The organism is Pseudoalteromonas sp. SG43-1, assembly GCF_014164415.1.
GTDB lineage: Bacteria > Pseudomonadota > Gammaproteobacteria > Enterobacterales > Alteromonadaceae > Pseudoalteromonas > Pseudoalteromonas distincta.
Genome location: NZ_JACJFD010000017.1, coordinates 1 through 15,089 on the forward strand (window position 1 = coordinate 1; position 15,089 = coordinate 15,089).

At 40.7% G+C, this 15,089-nt stretch carries 15 protein-coding genes and 1 pseudogene; 7 read left to right on the forward strand and 9 right to left on the reverse strand.

Going from position 1 to position 15,089, the window contains the following annotated elements; genetic code table 11:
* Window positions 1–145: pseudogene (locus H5159_RS12500) on the forward strand (IS4 family transposase); the annotation flags it as partial.
* Between the two features lie 70 nt (window positions 146–215).
* Here H5159_RS12500 and H5159_RS12505 read toward each other — a convergent pair.
* Window positions 216–545, reverse strand: coding sequence for a 5-carboxymethyl-2-hydroxymuconate Delta-isomerase (locus H5159_RS12505; protein ID WP_002957818.1), 330 nt, complete (start codon window positions 543–545; stop codon window positions 216–218).
* A 207-nt stretch (window positions 546–752) separates the two neighbouring features.
* Here H5159_RS12505 and H5159_RS12510 point away from each other — a divergent pair, with 207 nt between their 5' ends.
* The 6 genes from H5159_RS12510 to H5159_RS12535 all read left to right on the forward strand — a co-directional run bounded on the left by H5159_RS12510 (window position 753) and on the right by H5159_RS12535 (window position 5,806).
* Complete coding sequence (locus H5159_RS12510; RefSeq protein WP_002957817.1) at window positions 753–1,238, forward strand: CreA family protein; 486 nt, start codon at window positions 753–755, stop codon at window positions 1,236–1,238.
* A 47-nt stretch (window positions 1,239–1,285) separates the two neighbouring features.
* Entirely contained in the window at window positions 1,286–2,059 is a 774-nt protein-coding gene (locus H5159_RS12515) for a hypothetical protein (protein ID WP_002957816.1), read from the forward strand.
* 11 nt (window positions 2,060–2,070) lie between these two features.
* Window positions 2,071–2,709 (forward strand): LysE family transporter, encoded by a 639-nt coding sequence (locus tag H5159_RS12520; RefSeq protein ID WP_182780379.1) that lies wholly within the window; start codon window positions 2,071–2,073, stop codon window positions 2,707–2,709.
* Window positions 2,710–2,736: 27 nt separating this feature from the next.
* Complete coding sequence (locus H5159_RS12525) at window positions 2,737–3,231, forward strand: gamma-glutamylcyclotransferase family protein (protein ID WP_182780380.1); 495 nt, start codon at window positions 2,737–2,739, stop codon at window positions 3,229–3,231.
* A 15-nt stretch (window positions 3,232–3,246) separates the two neighbouring features.
* Window positions 3,247–4,788, forward strand: coding sequence for a serine hydrolase (locus tag H5159_RS12530; protein WP_182780381.1), 1,542 nt, complete (start codon window positions 3,247–3,249; stop codon window positions 4,786–4,788).
* 100 nt (window positions 4,789–4,888) lie between these two features.
* Window positions 4,889–5,806, forward strand: coding sequence for a histone deacetylase family protein (locus H5159_RS12535; RefSeq protein ID WP_182712045.1), 918 nt, complete (start codon window positions 4,889–4,891; stop codon window positions 5,804–5,806).
* Between the two features lie 13 nt (window positions 5,807–5,819).
* Here the strand turns inward: H5159_RS12535 and H5159_RS12540 are convergent, their stop codons facing one another.
* From H5159_RS12540 to dusB, 8 genes are all read right to left on the reverse strand, one after another.
* Window positions 5,820–6,113: a hypothetical protein gene (locus H5159_RS12540; RefSeq protein WP_002957811.1), complete on the reverse strand. Its 294-nt coding sequence runs from the start codon at window positions 6,111–6,113 to the stop codon at window positions 5,820–5,822.
* Between the two features lie 6 nt (window positions 6,114–6,119).
* The gene (locus H5159_RS12545) at window positions 6,120–6,929 is read right to left on the reverse strand and encodes a DUF2797 domain-containing protein (RefSeq protein WP_024597548.1); all 810 of its coding nucleotides are present in this window, start codon (window positions 6,927–6,929) and stop codon (window positions 6,120–6,122) included.
* A 22-nt stretch (window positions 6,930–6,951) separates the two neighbouring features.
* Entirely contained in the window at window positions 6,952–9,492 is a 2,541-nt protein-coding gene (locus tag H5159_RS12550) for an EAL domain-containing protein (RefSeq protein WP_182682567.1), read from the reverse strand.
* A gap of 112 nt (window positions 9,493–9,604) precedes the next feature.
* Complete coding sequence (gene purD / locus H5159_RS12555) at window positions 9,605–10,888, reverse strand: phosphoribosylamine--glycine ligase (protein ID WP_182780382.1); 1,284 nt, start codon at window positions 10,886–10,888, stop codon at window positions 9,605–9,607.
* A 15-nt stretch (window positions 10,889–10,903) separates the two neighbouring features.
* Entirely contained in the window at window positions 10,904–11,725 is an 822-nt protein-coding gene (locus tag H5159_RS12560) for a class I SAM-dependent methyltransferase (RefSeq protein WP_182682566.1), read from the reverse strand.
* Between the two features lie 106 nt (window positions 11,726–11,831).
* Window positions 11,832–13,418 (reverse strand): bifunctional phosphoribosylaminoimidazolecarboxamide formyltransferase/IMP cyclohydrolase, encoded by a 1,587-nt coding sequence (gene purH / locus H5159_RS12565; RefSeq protein WP_024603688.1) that lies wholly within the window; start codon window positions 13,416–13,418, stop codon window positions 11,832–11,834.
* Window positions 13,419–13,743: 325 nt separating this feature from the next.
* Window positions 13,744–14,034, reverse strand: coding sequence for a DNA-binding transcriptional regulator Fis (gene fis, locus H5159_RS12570; protein WP_002957804.1), 291 nt, complete (start codon window positions 14,032–14,034; stop codon window positions 13,744–13,746).
* A 19-nt stretch (window positions 14,035–14,053) separates the two neighbouring features.
* Window positions 14,054–15,025, reverse strand: coding sequence for a tRNA dihydrouridine synthase DusB (gene dusB / locus H5159_RS12575; protein ID WP_024597553.1), 972 nt, complete (start codon window positions 15,023–15,025; stop codon window positions 14,054–14,056).
* Window positions 15,026–15,089 lie beyond the last annotated feature (64 nt).

A 15,089-nucleotide genomic window follows, 5' to 3' on the forward strand; every position in this document is an offset into this window, starting at 1 on the left:
TCAGGAACTGGCAAAGTTAGGAGGCTGGAAAGATACCAAGCGCACAGGGCGTGCATCTGTGAAAGTGTTATGGCAAGGATGGCTTAAGTTACAAGCCATCCTGGAAGGCTACGATTTAGCAAAATTTCTTGAGTCAGACTTGTGATCAAGAGACAGCTATTGGGGCTTTTTACTTACTAGTGTTTACTTTTATTGCTCAAAGCTACAAGAGTTAACTAATTTTTACGGTATATCTCATGCTCAATATCGTAAATATTTACGCTTAGACTGTCTGATGCTCTGCAATATGTTTTTAAACATGAAAGTAGCAGTTCGCTTAACATTTGTTTTTGCTCAATTGAGCGTCCTGCCAAAATATGTACCGCGATATGTATAAACCCTGATTTTCCTGCGCCAAGTTGATATTGCTGATAAGCAATAGCACGTGTTTTTATGGTTTCTAATTCAAACAAGTTACTTTCGAAAGCGGTTGTATGAATTTTTTCTACCAGTACTTGAGGTAAAACGGGGAGGTCTTCTGAGTGTTCAATAATAATGTGCGGCATTTAGGCGTTTCCTATTATGAGTTACTGCATGAGCGAGAGGTAATTGTATCAAATACAAGAGGGGTCACTAAACCCTGAGCTATCTAAAATCTTTACTTTAAACTAATTTAGTCGTATTTATTTTTGATGTTAGTATAAAAACAAACAGGTGAACCTTCGCTTAGTAACTTATCTACTAAGTTACCTATATATTGATTAAGGATAAGTATGAAATTACCACAAAAATTTAAACGTTTAGCTTTACTTGCAGGTGCAATTGTTACGTTAAGTGCTTGCTCTGACGATGTTGCTTCGGTAAGCCTTGGGTTATTTACAACTAAAGATGTTGTGGTGAATTCGCAGCAAGATCCTATTGTTGAGGGCGTTACTTGTCATATTAGTCATATAGAGGCTAATTTAGATTTTTCAGATCCCTCTGATATGTCTATAGCGTGTCGTCAAACGGGGCCAATTACAGCGCAGCAGCTACAAAAAATAGACCGTAGCAAATCGGGCGAAGTGATCTTTAAATCATCTAAAAGTATATTATTTAAATCACTAAAAGTACGTCGTATTTACGATGCTGAAAATCGTACTTTATTGTACTTATCGTACTCAACTAAAGAGTCTAGTGGAAGCCACCACCATGCGCTATCAACAGTGCCGCTATACAATACTCAAGCGTGGGACTGGGCGCTTACACAAAAAGACTAAGTTAGCACCTACGTAAGCACCTAAACTAAAACCTAAAAGAGCACACTATGTTAGCTTTATTTAAATCAAAGCCATTATTAGAGCAGCAAGAACAGCAATGGCTTATTGATACATTTATTTGGGCTGTAGAAAACTTTGATGCTGAGTTTTTTACAAAGCACACTCAAATAATACTGCCAACGGCCACTTTTTTCCCTGATTCGGTATCGAGCATTGAAGAAATGGCGAGTAATGTTTTTAACCGCGTTACTAATTACGCGGGTATGAACGCATGGCCTATCCAACTAGTTGCACCGCAGCAATTACAACCGCAAGTTTTTCCACACTTTGAATTTAGCAATGAAATACGTGGCGAAGGCAGCCATCTAATTGTGCCTCCAAGCCATACGATTAATATTTCTTTTAATCCTAACCAGATTAATCAGCCACAAGATTTAGTGGCTAGTTATGCAGGTACTCTGGCCACCATACTTATTCATCACGTTGGGGTGCTACCGCCAGGTGGTAGGGAGTATTTACCACAAGCTGCTGATGCACTTGCTTGTTTTTTAGGGTTTGGTGTGATGATGAGTAATACGGTGTATCAGTTTAAAGGCGGGTGTGGCTCTTGCTATAACCCATACGCTAACCGTGAAGCTAAGTTAAGTGAAACGCATACGGTATTTATGCATGCCCTAATTAGTTACTTTAAAAACGATAAAGTGTCTAAAAAGCATTTAAAGCCGCATTTACGTGGCCAGTTTAAAAAAGCACAAAAAGAAATTAAAGCATTGGTAAATAACTCGGCCAACCCGCTGTTATTAGCTTATTCGCCAAACTAGCAAGGATCTGCGTGGAATACTTAGATGAATTTTTACTGATTGTTATTGCTCATTTTTTTGCAGTAGCAAGCCCAGGGCCTGACTTTGCCGTAGTACTCAAGCAAAGTGTGCAACAAGGAAGGGGCAATGCACTCTGGACAAGTGCCGGTGTTAGCGCTGCTATTTTATTACACGTTGCCTATTGTGTTTTAGGTGTTGCGCTTATTTTAACGCAGTCACCTAGCTTATTTATGGCGCTCAAGTACCTTGCTGGTGCATATTTAGCTTACTTAGGCGTACAAGCTCTTAGAGCTGCAAAACCGCCTGCAAGTAATGAAGGCGAGGCTGTAAAAGATGTTGAAAACAAAACCGTTCAAGAGGAACCCGTTTGGGTGGCTTTTAGGCGCGGCTTTTTCACCAATGCATTAAACCCAAAAGCCACGTTATTTTTTATGTCGTTATTTACACTCGTGATTAGCCCAACAACACCTACTAGCATACAAGTCGGCTACGGCGTATACATGGCATTGGCTACTTGGGCGTGGTTTTCAATGCTTTCAATGATGCTTTCTCGAGATAATGTAAGGGGCTTTTTCCAACAACGCGGTTATTGGTTTGACCGTGGAATTGGCATTATTTTAATTGCACTTGCAGTACGTGTTGTTATTTAACTAATTCAAAAAGCGCAGGAGATAAAAATGCCGCTATATAATTTTTCGTTTGGTTCTAATATGTCATCTAATCGTTTGTTAGCGCGCTTGCCCAATGTAAAGCGTGTAGGAACTGCGGTACTTAAAGGCTACGAGCTTACTTTTGATATGCTATTTAAAGATGGCTCAGGTAAATGCAGTATTTGTCCAAGCGATAAAGAAGATGCATTGGTTTACGGCGTTATTTATGAGCTTAATGAAGATGAAAAAGCTATTTTAGATGGTATTGAGGGCGTAGGTTACGATTGTGTAGATATAGCCCCAACGCTTTTAACGGGTGAGACTGTAGCCGCACATTGTTATATAGCTAATACCCATGACAGCAATGTACTCCCATATGATTGGTACATAAAACACGTTCATCGCGGTTCACTTGAAGCGGGCGTACCAAAAGAATACAGTGATGCCATATTAAATCGCGCACAAAAAAGCGACACCAATCAAGAGCGCGCAGCAATTGAATTTGCAGTTCATCAAAAATAATAAAATAGGATTGATATGAAATTAACCAAACTTGCCGCAATTGCACTATTAGCAGGCTCTACGTTTAGCAGCTGGGCACAAGTTGATACCAACAAAGTTGACGACGTAATTAAAGCGTCAATGGCACGTTTTGACGTACCCGGTATGGCAGTTGCCATTGTTGAAAACGATAAAGTAATATTTGCTAAAGGCTTTGGTGTAACTAATCTCGATACCAACAAAAAAGTAAACAAAGACACTTTATTTGGTATTGCTTCAAACACAAAAGCATTCACTACTGCGGCACTGGCAAAGTTGGTTGATGAAGGTAAATTAAGCTGGGATGACCGCGTAATTGATCATTTACCCGAGTTTAGATTGTACGATTCGTACGTAACACGCGAAATGCGTATTCGTGACTTATTAAGTCATCGCAGTGGGCTTGGGCTTGGGCAAGGAGATTTAATGATTTGGCCAAGTACCGATAAATCAGTTGATGAAATTTTAGCGGGATTACAGTATTTAAAACCAGCGAGCAGCTTTCGTAGTAAGTACGCTTATAACAACTTGATGTTTGTTACCGCTGGTGAAGTGGTTGCACGTGTGTCGGGTATGAGCTGGAACGATTACATCGAAAAAAATATATTACAGCCGCTGCACATGGATAACTCACGCGCGGGCTTTTCACGTATTCCTAAAAGTAATAAAAACTGGGCGACAGGTCATATCCCTATGGATGGCACGCTTCATCCATTTTTTGTGAACTACCTTGAGGACTTTAGAGGCGCAGGCGCCATTGCTTCAAGTGTAAGCGATATGAGTCAATGGCTACGTACGCAATTAGCAGGCGGTAAAATGCCAAGTGGCGAGCAGCTATTTAGTGAAAAGCAACAAGCGCAAATGTGGCACCCACATATTACATCTATGGCGTCTAAAAGTGCGTTTGAATCGTATCATCAGCAGTTTAGGGGTTATGGGTTAGGCTGGAGTATTGAAGACTACCACGGCTTTAAAAAGCTAGGTCACGGCGGTGGTATTTTGGGAATGGTATCGCAAGTTACTTTATTGCCTGAGAAAAACCTCGGTATTGTTATTTTATCTAATCAACAAGCTTTTGGTGCACTTTCGGCAGTAACCCATGAAGTGCTTGAAGATGCACTTGAACTTGAAGATAAAGACTGGGTAGAAGATTTAGCTAAAAGTCATTTTGAAGGCAAGCAACAAGCGTATGCTAATGCAAAACCAGAAGCCCCCGCTGACTACCAACCACAATTACCAAATATTAATTACACCGGAACATTGCACGATGACTGGTACGGCGATGTAATTATTGAGCAGTTAGATGGTAAATTACGCATTGATTTTACCCACACTAAACGCTTGAAAGGCACTCTTGAGCATTACACTGGCAATACATTTATTGTTAAGTGGGATGAAAAATTACTAGAAGCAGATGCGTTTATTCGTTTTGAAATGAGCTCACAAAACCGTGTAAACAGTGCCAAAATGCGCGCGGTATCAACACAAGTGACCGACTTTAGCTTTGACTTTAGAAACCTACATTTAAAAGCAAAATAGCTAATATTGATATTTAAAGTATTGATATAAACCAAAGTCGCAAAGCCACCCATCGGTGGCTTTGCTATATTAAGTTTTTACACCTTGTAAGGGACTTTTTATGCGTACCGCTGTTATTTCTCATCCTCATTGCCGTAAGCATAAAATGATAGGCGACCACCCCGAGTGCCCAGAGCGTCTAGATGCCATAACCGATAGATTACTTGCCAGCGGCGTAGATGTTGGCTTAACACACCTACAAGCACCCAAGGCCGAGCGTGAGCATTATTTACTTGCTCACGATGAAGCTTTACTTAAACACGTAGAAAATACGCTACCAACAGAAGGGCTCGCTAATTTAGATGGCGATACGTGGCTGTGCCCCGATTCGTTTAAAGCGATTGAGCGGGCAGTAGGTGCAGGATTGTTAGCGGTTGATGAAATACTTGCCGATAAACTCGATGCTGCTTTTTGCTCAGTACGCCCGCCAGGGCATCACGCTAATAAAAACTCATCATCTGGGTTTTGTGTGTTTAATAACTTAGCTATTGCTGTTAAGTACGCACAAAGCAAAGGGGTTAAGCGCATTGCTATTGCGGATTTTGATGTACACCACGGTAATGGCACGCAAGATATTTTTATTGATGACGAAAATGTACTGCTTTGTTCGTTATTTCAGTATCCGTTTTATCCAAATACAGCGGTTAAAAATAATAGCCATATAGTTAATTCACCTCTGCCAATTGCCAGTAATGGCGACGATTTAAAAGAGGTGTTTACTGGGCAATGGTTACCAAAATTAAAAGCGTTTAAACCTGAATTACTTTTTATAAGCGCAGGGTTCGATGCTCACCTAGAAGATGATATGGCAAGCTTAAAGTTTGTAGAGGATGACTATATTTGGCTTACCGAGCAACTATGTGGTGTTGCTAAAGAGGGCGGTTGTAAAGGGGTTATTTCGTATTTAGAAGGTGGCTATGCGCTATCAGCTTTAGGTCGCAGTGCTGTAGCGCATATAAAAGTGCTTACTGAGGTTTAAATAAAGAGAGTGTTTATAGTCCTAGTAAATCAAACGCCTGCGCAGTACTTAGGGTTTTGATTTTACCAAGGCAGCATTGCCCTTCATTTAATAAGTAAGCTGTAACAAGCTGTGCTAGTTGCTCGCCATTCAATTTAGGGCAAACAGTGCCTTGTAAATTAAGGTAGTCACCTTGCTTGTTAAGTACTCGCACATCGCTTAGCTCACTTTGCGTAACGCTGTGCAAGCATTCTTGTTGCTCTTGTTGGTTATGGGCTATCTCAAGCTCATTATAAATAACCAATAATTGTGGGTAGCTGTTTAACATGGCCCGTTAGCCTACGGTTACTTCATAAGACGTAAATTTACGTATATTAATAACGCCTTTTTCAAAGATTAAGTACTGACCTTTAATACCTTGTAAAACACCACTTACAACAGGGTCTTTATCAAAGTTAAATGAGCTGATTTTTGTTGGGTATTCGGTTACTGGAAAGTTTAAATCAACCACATCTTCATCAAGTTGCTCTATTGCTGTTGCGCCAAATAATTCACTGAGCTCGTTTAGCTTTTCACTAATTTGTGGGATCAGCTCGGCTGCCGCTGCTTTTAAGTCAATTGCGTCGTTTTGACCTTTTAGCATATTGCGCCAATTAGTTTTGTCGGCAATAAATTCAGCCAATGCAACTTCTACTAAACCAGATTGCAGGCGAGTTTGCACTTTAAAAATAGGTAATGCCTGAGTGGCGCCTTGATCAACCCAGCGAGTCGGTATTTGTGTGTGGCGGGTAATACCTACCTTTAAACCTGAGGTATTAGCGAGATATACATAGTGTGGGATCATGCAGTTTTCTTCGCCCCACTGCGGCTCTCGGCAAGTGCCTTGATCGTAGTGGCAGGTTTCTGGTTTCATTATGCACATATCGCAACTAGCAAGCTTGCGCATACATACAAAACAGTGACCTTGAGAATAGCTTTTTTTGGTTTTTTTACCGCAGTTAGAACATAAAATAGTGCCACTAAAGGTAAGCGTAAGCTCCTTACCTATAAATGCATTTAAGTCTACTAAGTGTTCACCTACAGGTAAGTGATATTGTACTGGTTCGGTTAAGCTCGATTTTAGTTTACGCAGTGTGCCTTGCATCTTTACTTGGCCCCTAAAGATGTTAAAAAGAGGAGTCTAACATTTTTAAGCTATATTGGCTTTTTAAGAAGTGTAAATAGTCGGTGTAAGGCAGTGCTTTTGCGTATAAATAACCTTGGGCGGAATCAGCGTTCATATCTTTGAGCAAGTGATGGATTTCTTGGGTTTCTACCCCCTCAATTGTTATTGATAAATTGAGGTTATGCGCCATATCAATGGCTGTTTGTACAATAACTTGGTGAGTTGGGTTATTAGGCAAATCAAAAACAAATGACTTATCTATTTTAAGCTCACTAAAGTGATAATTAACTAAGTAGCTAAGTGACGCGTAGCCTGTCCCAAAGTCATCCAGTACCACTTTAATACCTAACGCGGTTAACTCATCAACTAACTTTATAAGTGCATCTTGACTATCTACGAAGGCCGATTCGGTTAGTTCAAATTTAAGTAAGTGTGCCGGCACTTGGTATTTAATTAAAATATTTTCTACTTTTTCGGCTAAGTTATTTATGGTTAAGTTTTTAGCACTTAAATTTACGCTAATTGTGTGCTCGTTATAGCCATTTTTTGTAAGCTCAACTATGTCTTTACAGGCTTGCTCTATTACCCACAGTGTTAGCTCGTTAATAATACCTGTGTGTTCAGCAAGTATTATTAGCTCTTCAATTGATAAGTTGCTGTAAGTTGGGTCGGGCCAACGTAATAAAGCTTCAGCACCACTTACGTGGTTACTTAATAAGTTTATTTGAGGTTGGTAATAAAGCGCCAGTTGATTTGTTTTGATTGCTTGTTGCAGCTTAGCGGCTAGAGCAACGTCCATCATCAGATTATTACCGTTTGACGATGACCCAACTTGATTAACGCTACCTTTTGCTTTTTTAAGCGCTAAATAACCACGCTTTAACCAATATTCAAAGTCGTTAGTCTTGCCTGCACTACTAATACCTATACTGTAACTAAGCTGCAGGTTTAGCCCTTTAATTTCATATTGTTTTGGTAGGCTACTAATTATTTTAGTCAGTAGTGCTTCTAGCATTTCTTGGTTTTGTGTTTTTGTAGAAATACAGGCAAATACACCACTGCTTAAATCGGCTAAGCGAGGACTGGTGTTTAAATCTGTTTCGAGGTTTGTAAATTCACGTTCATGGCTGAGTTCTAATTCAAGCTCTTTGGCTATATGCTTTATAAGTGTGTAGCCCTGAGAAGAGGTAATAATCGTATTAAGTGAATTAAAGTGACGTATTTTTATTAAACACAACGTTGTTGAGCGGTTTTGGCTTTGTAGTGCCATAAATGCTTGTTTTAGCTTGGAGCTATTAAGTAATCGTGTTTGTTGTGTATGCGTGGCATGATAAAGCGCACGTTCTCGCTGATACCTTACCCTGTCTGCTAATGCCATCGCCATTAAAATAACTTCACACAAAATAGCGACTAAAAAGGCATGGCGGGTTGCAAAGGTATACGGTAAAACACCAGTGAGTTCCATAGGCTGAATTGCCGCACCAAAAATTAGCGGTATCCATGATAAAACATAAAACTTAGCCCACCTAAAACCACTGCGTAACTTGTTATATATTAAAATAATACAAGTAATATAAAGCAGTACCATTACACCAAAAAATATAGGAGCCGCTATATTTTCAGGAATAAACAAGCTACATACAGCAAGAGTAAACATAAGCCAAAGTAGAGCTATACTCATTTTGTAACGCCAACATTTATCTTTATGATAGCGCAAAAACATGGTGCAAAAAGCAAGGGTGAAAAAGGCGACCCCATAATTACTAAACACAATTTGTTCGTGAATAAAGAGCTGCCATTGCTTAGGCCATAAATAAAAACCAAAGCCCAGTACTGCACCCATTAGTGTAATAGCGCTGACGATGTAGCCAATATAAATTAAATAAACACGGTCTTTTATACCAAAATAAAGCACCAAGTTGTAAAGCGCAGCCATCAATAGCACGCCTACAAAAATACCCCAGATCCCAGTTTGAGAGCGCACTAAGTCAATAAACTCTTTATCACGATACAAGTTTACAGGTGTTTTACTTATGCCTATTGTGTCTATTTTTATTACTAGGCGTTGTGATGATTTTCTTTCTACTAAAAAGCGAATATGCGGTACGCTGTATTCAAACAAAGAGAGGGCTTCTTCTTTATCGCCGAGTTTGTATGTTTCAACTAGTTTGTTATTTTTATCGAGGCGATAAACCGTAAGGTGATCGACCATAGGGTTGTCAAAATGTGCTACAACATTTTGCTTGTTAAGGCTTTTATTTTCTAAATCAAGAAACAACCAATAATTTTGTTGGCTAAAGCTCCATGGAACATCTGAAAATGGTTGATGAGTAAGTAATTCAGGTTGGTTAATGATGGTATCGAATGTTTTAGTTTTGGTTTCGTCAATATAGTAGGCGTAATCGAGGTACATTGGAGCCGTTTTATCAATTGTATATCGTGTAGGCACGACTAAGTTTGATGCCAATGTACTGATTATAAAAAATATAAAAATCAGTATGGCAACAGCAATTGCATGGTAACGTAAAGTTCTTAGTTCCAACGTTAATTTACTTTTAAAAAACCTTTTAATTAGTGTAGCACTAAAAAAGCGCAGGGAAACTGCGCTTTTTTAGTTAAATTAATTGGTTATACCAATGAATAGGTATTATAGGCTATTGCTCGCGTGCAATAGCACGGTAAGCTATATCTGTACGATATTCCATACCATCCCAGCTAATTTGTTTAACAAGCTCATAGGCGCGTTGCTGCGCTTGCGTAACAGTGTTACCAAGTGCTGTTGCGCATAATACGCGACCGCCTGCGGTTACAACCTCATTGCCACTTTGTTTAGTACCCGCATGGAACACTTTTTCACCTGCAGGGTAATCCACTTTTAGCCCCGAAATAGCGTCACCTTTAGGGTAATCACCAGGGTAGCCTTTAGCGGCAAGTACAACACCAACGGCTGCGCGTGGGTCAAACTCAATTGTTGTTTTATCAAGTTCTACACGATTAGCAGCTTCAATCAATTCAACCAAATCTGATTGCAAACGTAGCATCATTGGTTGAGTTTCAGGATCGCCAAAGCGACAATTGTACTCAATTACTTTAGGGGTGCCTGTTTCGTCAATCATTAAACCTGCATATAAAAAGCCGGTGTACGGATGGCCTTCGCTTGCCATGCCTTCTACCGTAGGGTAGATCACCTCGTTCATAATACGCTGGTGGATTTCATCAGTAACAACTGGCGCAGGTGAGTATGCACCCATGCCACCCGTGTTAGGACCCGCATCGCCATTGTAAGCGCGTTTATGATCTTGGCTTGTTGCAAATGGTAATACGTTTTTACCATCAACCATTACAATGAAAGACGCTTCTTCACCGTCTAAAAACTCTTCAATAACAACACGACTTCCCGCATCGCCAAAAGCATTACCCGCAAGCATATCGCGAATCGCTTCTTCGGCATCGGCCTCCGTCATGGCTACAATTACGCCTTTACCCGCAGCCAAACCATCTGCTTTTACAACAATTGGCGCGCCTTTCTCTTTTAAATAAGCAAGGGCAGGCTCAATCTGTTCAAACGTTTGGTAGTCGCCAGTTGGGATTTTATGACGTGCTAAAAAGTCTTTAGTAAACGATTTCGAACCTTCAAGCTGAGCTGCGCCCGCCGTTGGTCCAAAAATAGCCATGTTATGCTCACGAAACTTATCAACAACACCCAGTACTAACGGTATTTCTGGACCTACAATAGTAAGCTCTACCTTATTTTGCTGTGCAAAACTAAGTAAACCATCTAAGTCGTCAACGTTTATTGCTACGTTTTCAAGTTTTGGTTCAAGTGCAGTACCTGCATTACCAGGGGCTACAAATACAGTATTTACTTTGGTGTTTTGAGCGGCTTTAAACGCAAGTGCGTGTTCGCGGCCGCCGCTGCCAATGACTAAAACATTCATGGCGAAAATTCCTATTTAAAGCGGTTTCTTAAATTTCAGCGTCATGCGGTCGCTTTCACCAATGGCTTTATATTTGTCAGCATCTTGTTCGCCGAGTCTTAAGCTTGGTGGCAGCGTCCATACACCTTTAGGGTGATCGGCTGTATCTTTTGGATTTGCATTTATTTCACTGCTTGCTACTAATTCAAACCCAGCTTGTTCAGCAAGGTCTACTACGTAGCTCTGCTTCATATAACCTGATGTTTTTTGATCTTCATCAGCACGCTCTTCAGCTAAACGGTGTTCAACTAAACCTAATGTACCACCTGGTTTAAGGGCTTTATAAAAAGCTTGGAATGCACTTAATGCACCGCTTTTATCTTTGCCCATATACCAGTTATGTACATTACGAAATGTTAAAACCATATCGGCACTGCCAGCTGGTGCAATATCTAAATGTGTTACAGGTGCAAACTCAGTAATTTTAACGCTACTAAAGCGCTCATCTTCAGCTACTTTTTGTTTAAAGCCTGCAAGAGAGCGTTGGTAGTAGCCAACTGATGAATCAGCAGGAAAGTGCGCGGCATAATAAGTGCCTTGCTCTTTTAATGCTGGCGCTAAAATTTCACTATACCAACCACCACCGGGTGCAATTTCAACAACTGTCATGGTTGGTTTAAAGCCAAAAAATGCAAGTGTTTGAGCTGGGTGACGATATTCATCACGAGCGCTGTTTTTAGCACTGCGTTCGCTTGATTGAAGTGCATGTTCAAGGCTTGATTCGTGGTTATGGCTAAGCGCCATAGTCGATGTCATTGTTAGTGTGGCTACAAGTAGCGATTTTAGCGCAAATTTCATTGTTTGTTCCTTCACATTATAATTTTAAATAGGTTATTGAATAATCAGAATACGTGAATTTATAGCAAACAAAAAGGGTTAAACCAACGTTTAACCCTTTGTGTGATTAGTGGCGGAAATGGCGCATACCAGTTAGTACCATTGCCATGCCAGCTTCATCAGCAGCTGCAATCACTTCTTCATCACGCATTGAGCCACCAGGCTGAATTACCGCAGTAATGCCAGCGGCTGCGGCTGCGTCAATGCCATCACGGAATGGGAAGAATGCGTCAGACGCCATAACTGAACCTTTAACTTCAAGGTTTTCGTCGGCGGCTTTTATACCTGCAATTTTAGCTGAGTATACGCGGCTCATTTGGCCTGCGCCTACACCAATGGTCATACCGTCACGGGCATAAACAATTGCGTTTGATTTAACAAATTTAGCTACTTTCCAGCAAAACAGTAAATCTTTAAGTTCTTGCTCAGAAGGCTGGCGCTTAGAAACAACTTTTAAGTCGCCTTGCGTTACCATGCCTAAGTCGCGGTCTTGAACTAAAATACCGCCGTTAACGCGTTTAATATCTTGGCCAGCTGCTTTACCTGTCCACTGTCCACATTCTAATAGGCGCACGTTCTTTTTAGCTTCAACAATTTTTGCAGCGTCGCTCGAAATACTAGGTGCAATAATTACTTCAACAAACTGACGGTCAACAATTGCTTGTGCAGTTGCTGCATCTAGCTCTCGGTTAAAGGCAATAATGCCACCAAATGCTGATGTAGGGTCTGTTTTAAAAGCGCGCTCGTATGCTTGTAGAATATTGTCGCCAATTGAAACACCACACGGATTAGCATGTTTTACAATTACGCACGCAGGTACGTCAAATTCTTTAACACATTCAAGTGCTGCATCGGTATCTGCAATGTTGTTAAACGAAAGGGCCTTACCTTGCAATTGAGTTGCTGTTGCAACTGATGCTTCAGCAATGTCATTTTCAACATAAAAAGCAGCATCTTGATGTGAGTTTTCACCGTAACGCATATCTTGCTTTTTAGTGAACTGCATATTGATAGTACGTGGGAATTTAGTCTCTACAGCAGCTTCCTCGGTGTAATCAGGCACCATTTTACCGAAGTAGTTAGCAATCATGCCATCGTATTGTGCAGTGTGCTCGTAGGCGGCAATCGCTAAATCAAAACGTGTTTTGTACGTTGTTGAACCATTGTTGTTTTGCATTTCGCTAATAACACGGTCGTAGTCGCTCGCGTTTACCACGATTGTTACATCTTTGTGGTTTTTAGCGGCTGCACGAACCATTGTAGGGCCGCCAATATCAATATTTTCAATGGCATCTTCAAGGCTGCAGTTTTCTTGAGCGACTGTATTCGCAAAGGGGTATAAGTTAACTACAACTATGTCGATAGCAGAAATGTTGTTATCTGCCATTACGCTTTCATCTTGTCCGCGACGGGCTAATATGCCGCCGTGAATTTTTGGGTGAAGGGTTTTTACGCGACCATCCATGATTTCAGGGTGGCCTGTGTGATCTGATACTTCAGTCACTTTTATGGCGTTATCAGCAAGTAGTTTACATGTGCCGCCAGTTGATAAAATATCAACGCCTTGCGCTTCAAGTGCGCGGGCAAATTCAACAATACCGGTTTTATCAGACACACTTAATAGTGCGCGACGAATGGGACGATGAGTATCCATTGTAGTTTGATTTCCTCAGTTAATGAGCTAGCTTAGAAGCGGGCATTTTAACTGATTACTACTCAAAAAACGACTTATAAAGGCTCAATAAGCGTGAGCATTTTGCAATTTAGTTAATAAACTGTAGGCATAAAAAAAGCACCCTAAGGTGCTTTTTTTGCAAAATACCAGTTGTATTGGATTAGTAAGTAGTAATAACGATAGAAAAACAAGTCTATAACAAGGCAAAAATTTTGCAGTGTAGTTATTCTACATAAAAAACTTTTAACGACGTTATGGGCTTGTTTAGCTCGTTAGAATACTTACGCTTTCAATATAATTGGTATTAGTTCATGCCGTATTTTTTAAGCTTTTTACGTAAAGTACCACGGTTGATACCTAGTAAAATTGCTGCACGAGTTTGGTTACCACGTGTATATGTCATTACTTCTTCAAGTAATGGCGCTTCTAGCTCTGAAAGAACAAGGTCGTAAACGTCTTGCACATCTTGACCGTTAAGCTGCTTTAAATAGTGGTGAACAGCTTTTTTTACTGCATCACGCAATGGCTGCGGTTTCTCGTGTGACTGAACATGAGGGTTAGTGATAAATGGAGAAGTCACGTTTTGTTCGAACATTATTAAGTCTCTTTCTTTCTTAGTTAGCTGCTAGTGTTTTAAAGTATTGCTCTAATGCGACGACCTGTGCCTGTGGGTTGTCGAGCGCATTAAATACTCGCCTAAACTGACCATCACTGTCATGGGTTTGCAAATACCAAGATACATGTTTGCGAGCAATTCGCGCTCCCATTGGCTCACCGTAAAACATATGGAGGTTTGTTAAATGCTCCATTAATATACTGCGCACCTCTGCAATAGCAGGTGGCTGTAAATGTTCCCCAGTTCGCAAATAGTGGTCTATCTCCCTAAATATCCAAGGGCGACCTTGGGCGGCTCGGCCAATCATAATGGCATCTGCACCCGTATAGTCTAAAACCTGTTTTGCTTTTTCTGGTGATGTAATATCACCATTGGCAACTACAGGAATCGACACTGAACGTTTTATATCCCTAATCGTGGCGTACTCAGCCTCACCTTTGTACATACATGCGCGCGTACGCCCATGTACAGCAAGTGATGCAATGCCATAACGTTCAGCTATTCTCGCAATCTCTACACCATTACGGTTATCCGGATCCCATCCTGTACGGATTTTAAGTGTCACAGGTATATCAACAGCATTAACAACTGCATCAATAATCTCTTCCACAAGTTCAGGAAACTGTAATAAGGCAGAGCCTGCGAGTTTCTTGTTCACTTTTTTTGCTGGGCACCCCATATTGATATCTATGATCTGTGCACCATTAGCAACATTGAATTGTGCGGCCTGCGCCATAAGCTCAGGATCTGCTCCTGCAATTTGCACCGCGCGTATACCCGACTCACCGCTGTGATCCATACGGTTCATCGACTTTTCTGTTTTCCAAACCTTAGGATTTGACGATAGCATTTCAGACACAGCTAAGCCCGCACCTAAGCGTCGACAAAGTTGTCTGAATGGTCTGTCTGTAATGCCTGCCATTGGCGCGACAATTACATTATTCTCAAGTTGGTATTTACCGATACGCACTATATTCAATAGGCCTCTTTTCAAGGGGCGCTAAGTTTACGGTTTTTTTCACAAAAATCAAAGG

Bases quoted from the DNA above. Each gene is read 5' to 3' on its own strand.
- H5159_RS12505 (WP_002957818.1), bottom strand. From the start codon at position 545: ATGCCGCACATTATTATTGAACACTCAGAAGACCTCCCCGTTTTACCT.
- H5159_RS12510 (WP_002957817.1), top strand. From the start codon at position 753: ATGAAATTACCACAAAAATTTAAACGTTTAGCTTTACTTGCAGGTGCA.
- H5159_RS12515 (WP_002957816.1), top strand. From the start codon at position 1,286: ATGTTAGCTTTATTTAAATCAAAGCCATTATTAGAGCAGCAAGAACAG.
- H5159_RS12525 (WP_182780380.1), top strand. From the start codon at position 2,737: ATGCCGCTATATAATTTTTCGTTTGGTTCTAATATGTCATCTAATCGT.
- H5159_RS12530 (WP_182780381.1), top strand. From the start codon at position 3,247: ATGAAATTAACCAAACTTGCCGCAATTGCACTATTAGCAGGCTCTACG.
- H5159_RS12535 (WP_182712045.1), top strand. From the start codon at position 4,889: ATGCGTACCGCTGTTATTTCTCATCCTCATTGCCGTAAGCATAAAATG.
- H5159_RS12540 (WP_002957811.1), bottom strand. From the start codon at position 6,113: ATGTTAAACAGCTACCCACAATTATTGGTTATTTATAATGAGCTTGAG.
- H5159_RS12545 (WP_024597548.1), bottom strand. From the start codon at position 6,929: ATGCAAGGCACACTGCGTAAACTAAAATCGAGCTTAACCGAACCAGTA.
- purD (WP_182780382.1), bottom strand. From the start codon at position 10,888: ATGAATGTTTTAGTCATTGGCAGCGGCGGCCGCGAACACGCACTTGCG.
- H5159_RS12560 (WP_182682566.1), bottom strand. From the start codon at position 11,725: ATGAAATTTGCGCTAAAATCGCTACTTGTAGCCACACTAACAATGACA.
- purH (WP_024603688.1), bottom strand. From the start codon at position 13,418: ATGGATACTCATCGTCCCATTCGTCGCGCACTATTAAGTGTGTCTGAT.
- fis (WP_002957804.1), bottom strand. From the start codon at position 14,034: ATGTTCGAACAAAACGTGACTTCTCCATTTATCACTAACCCTCATGTT.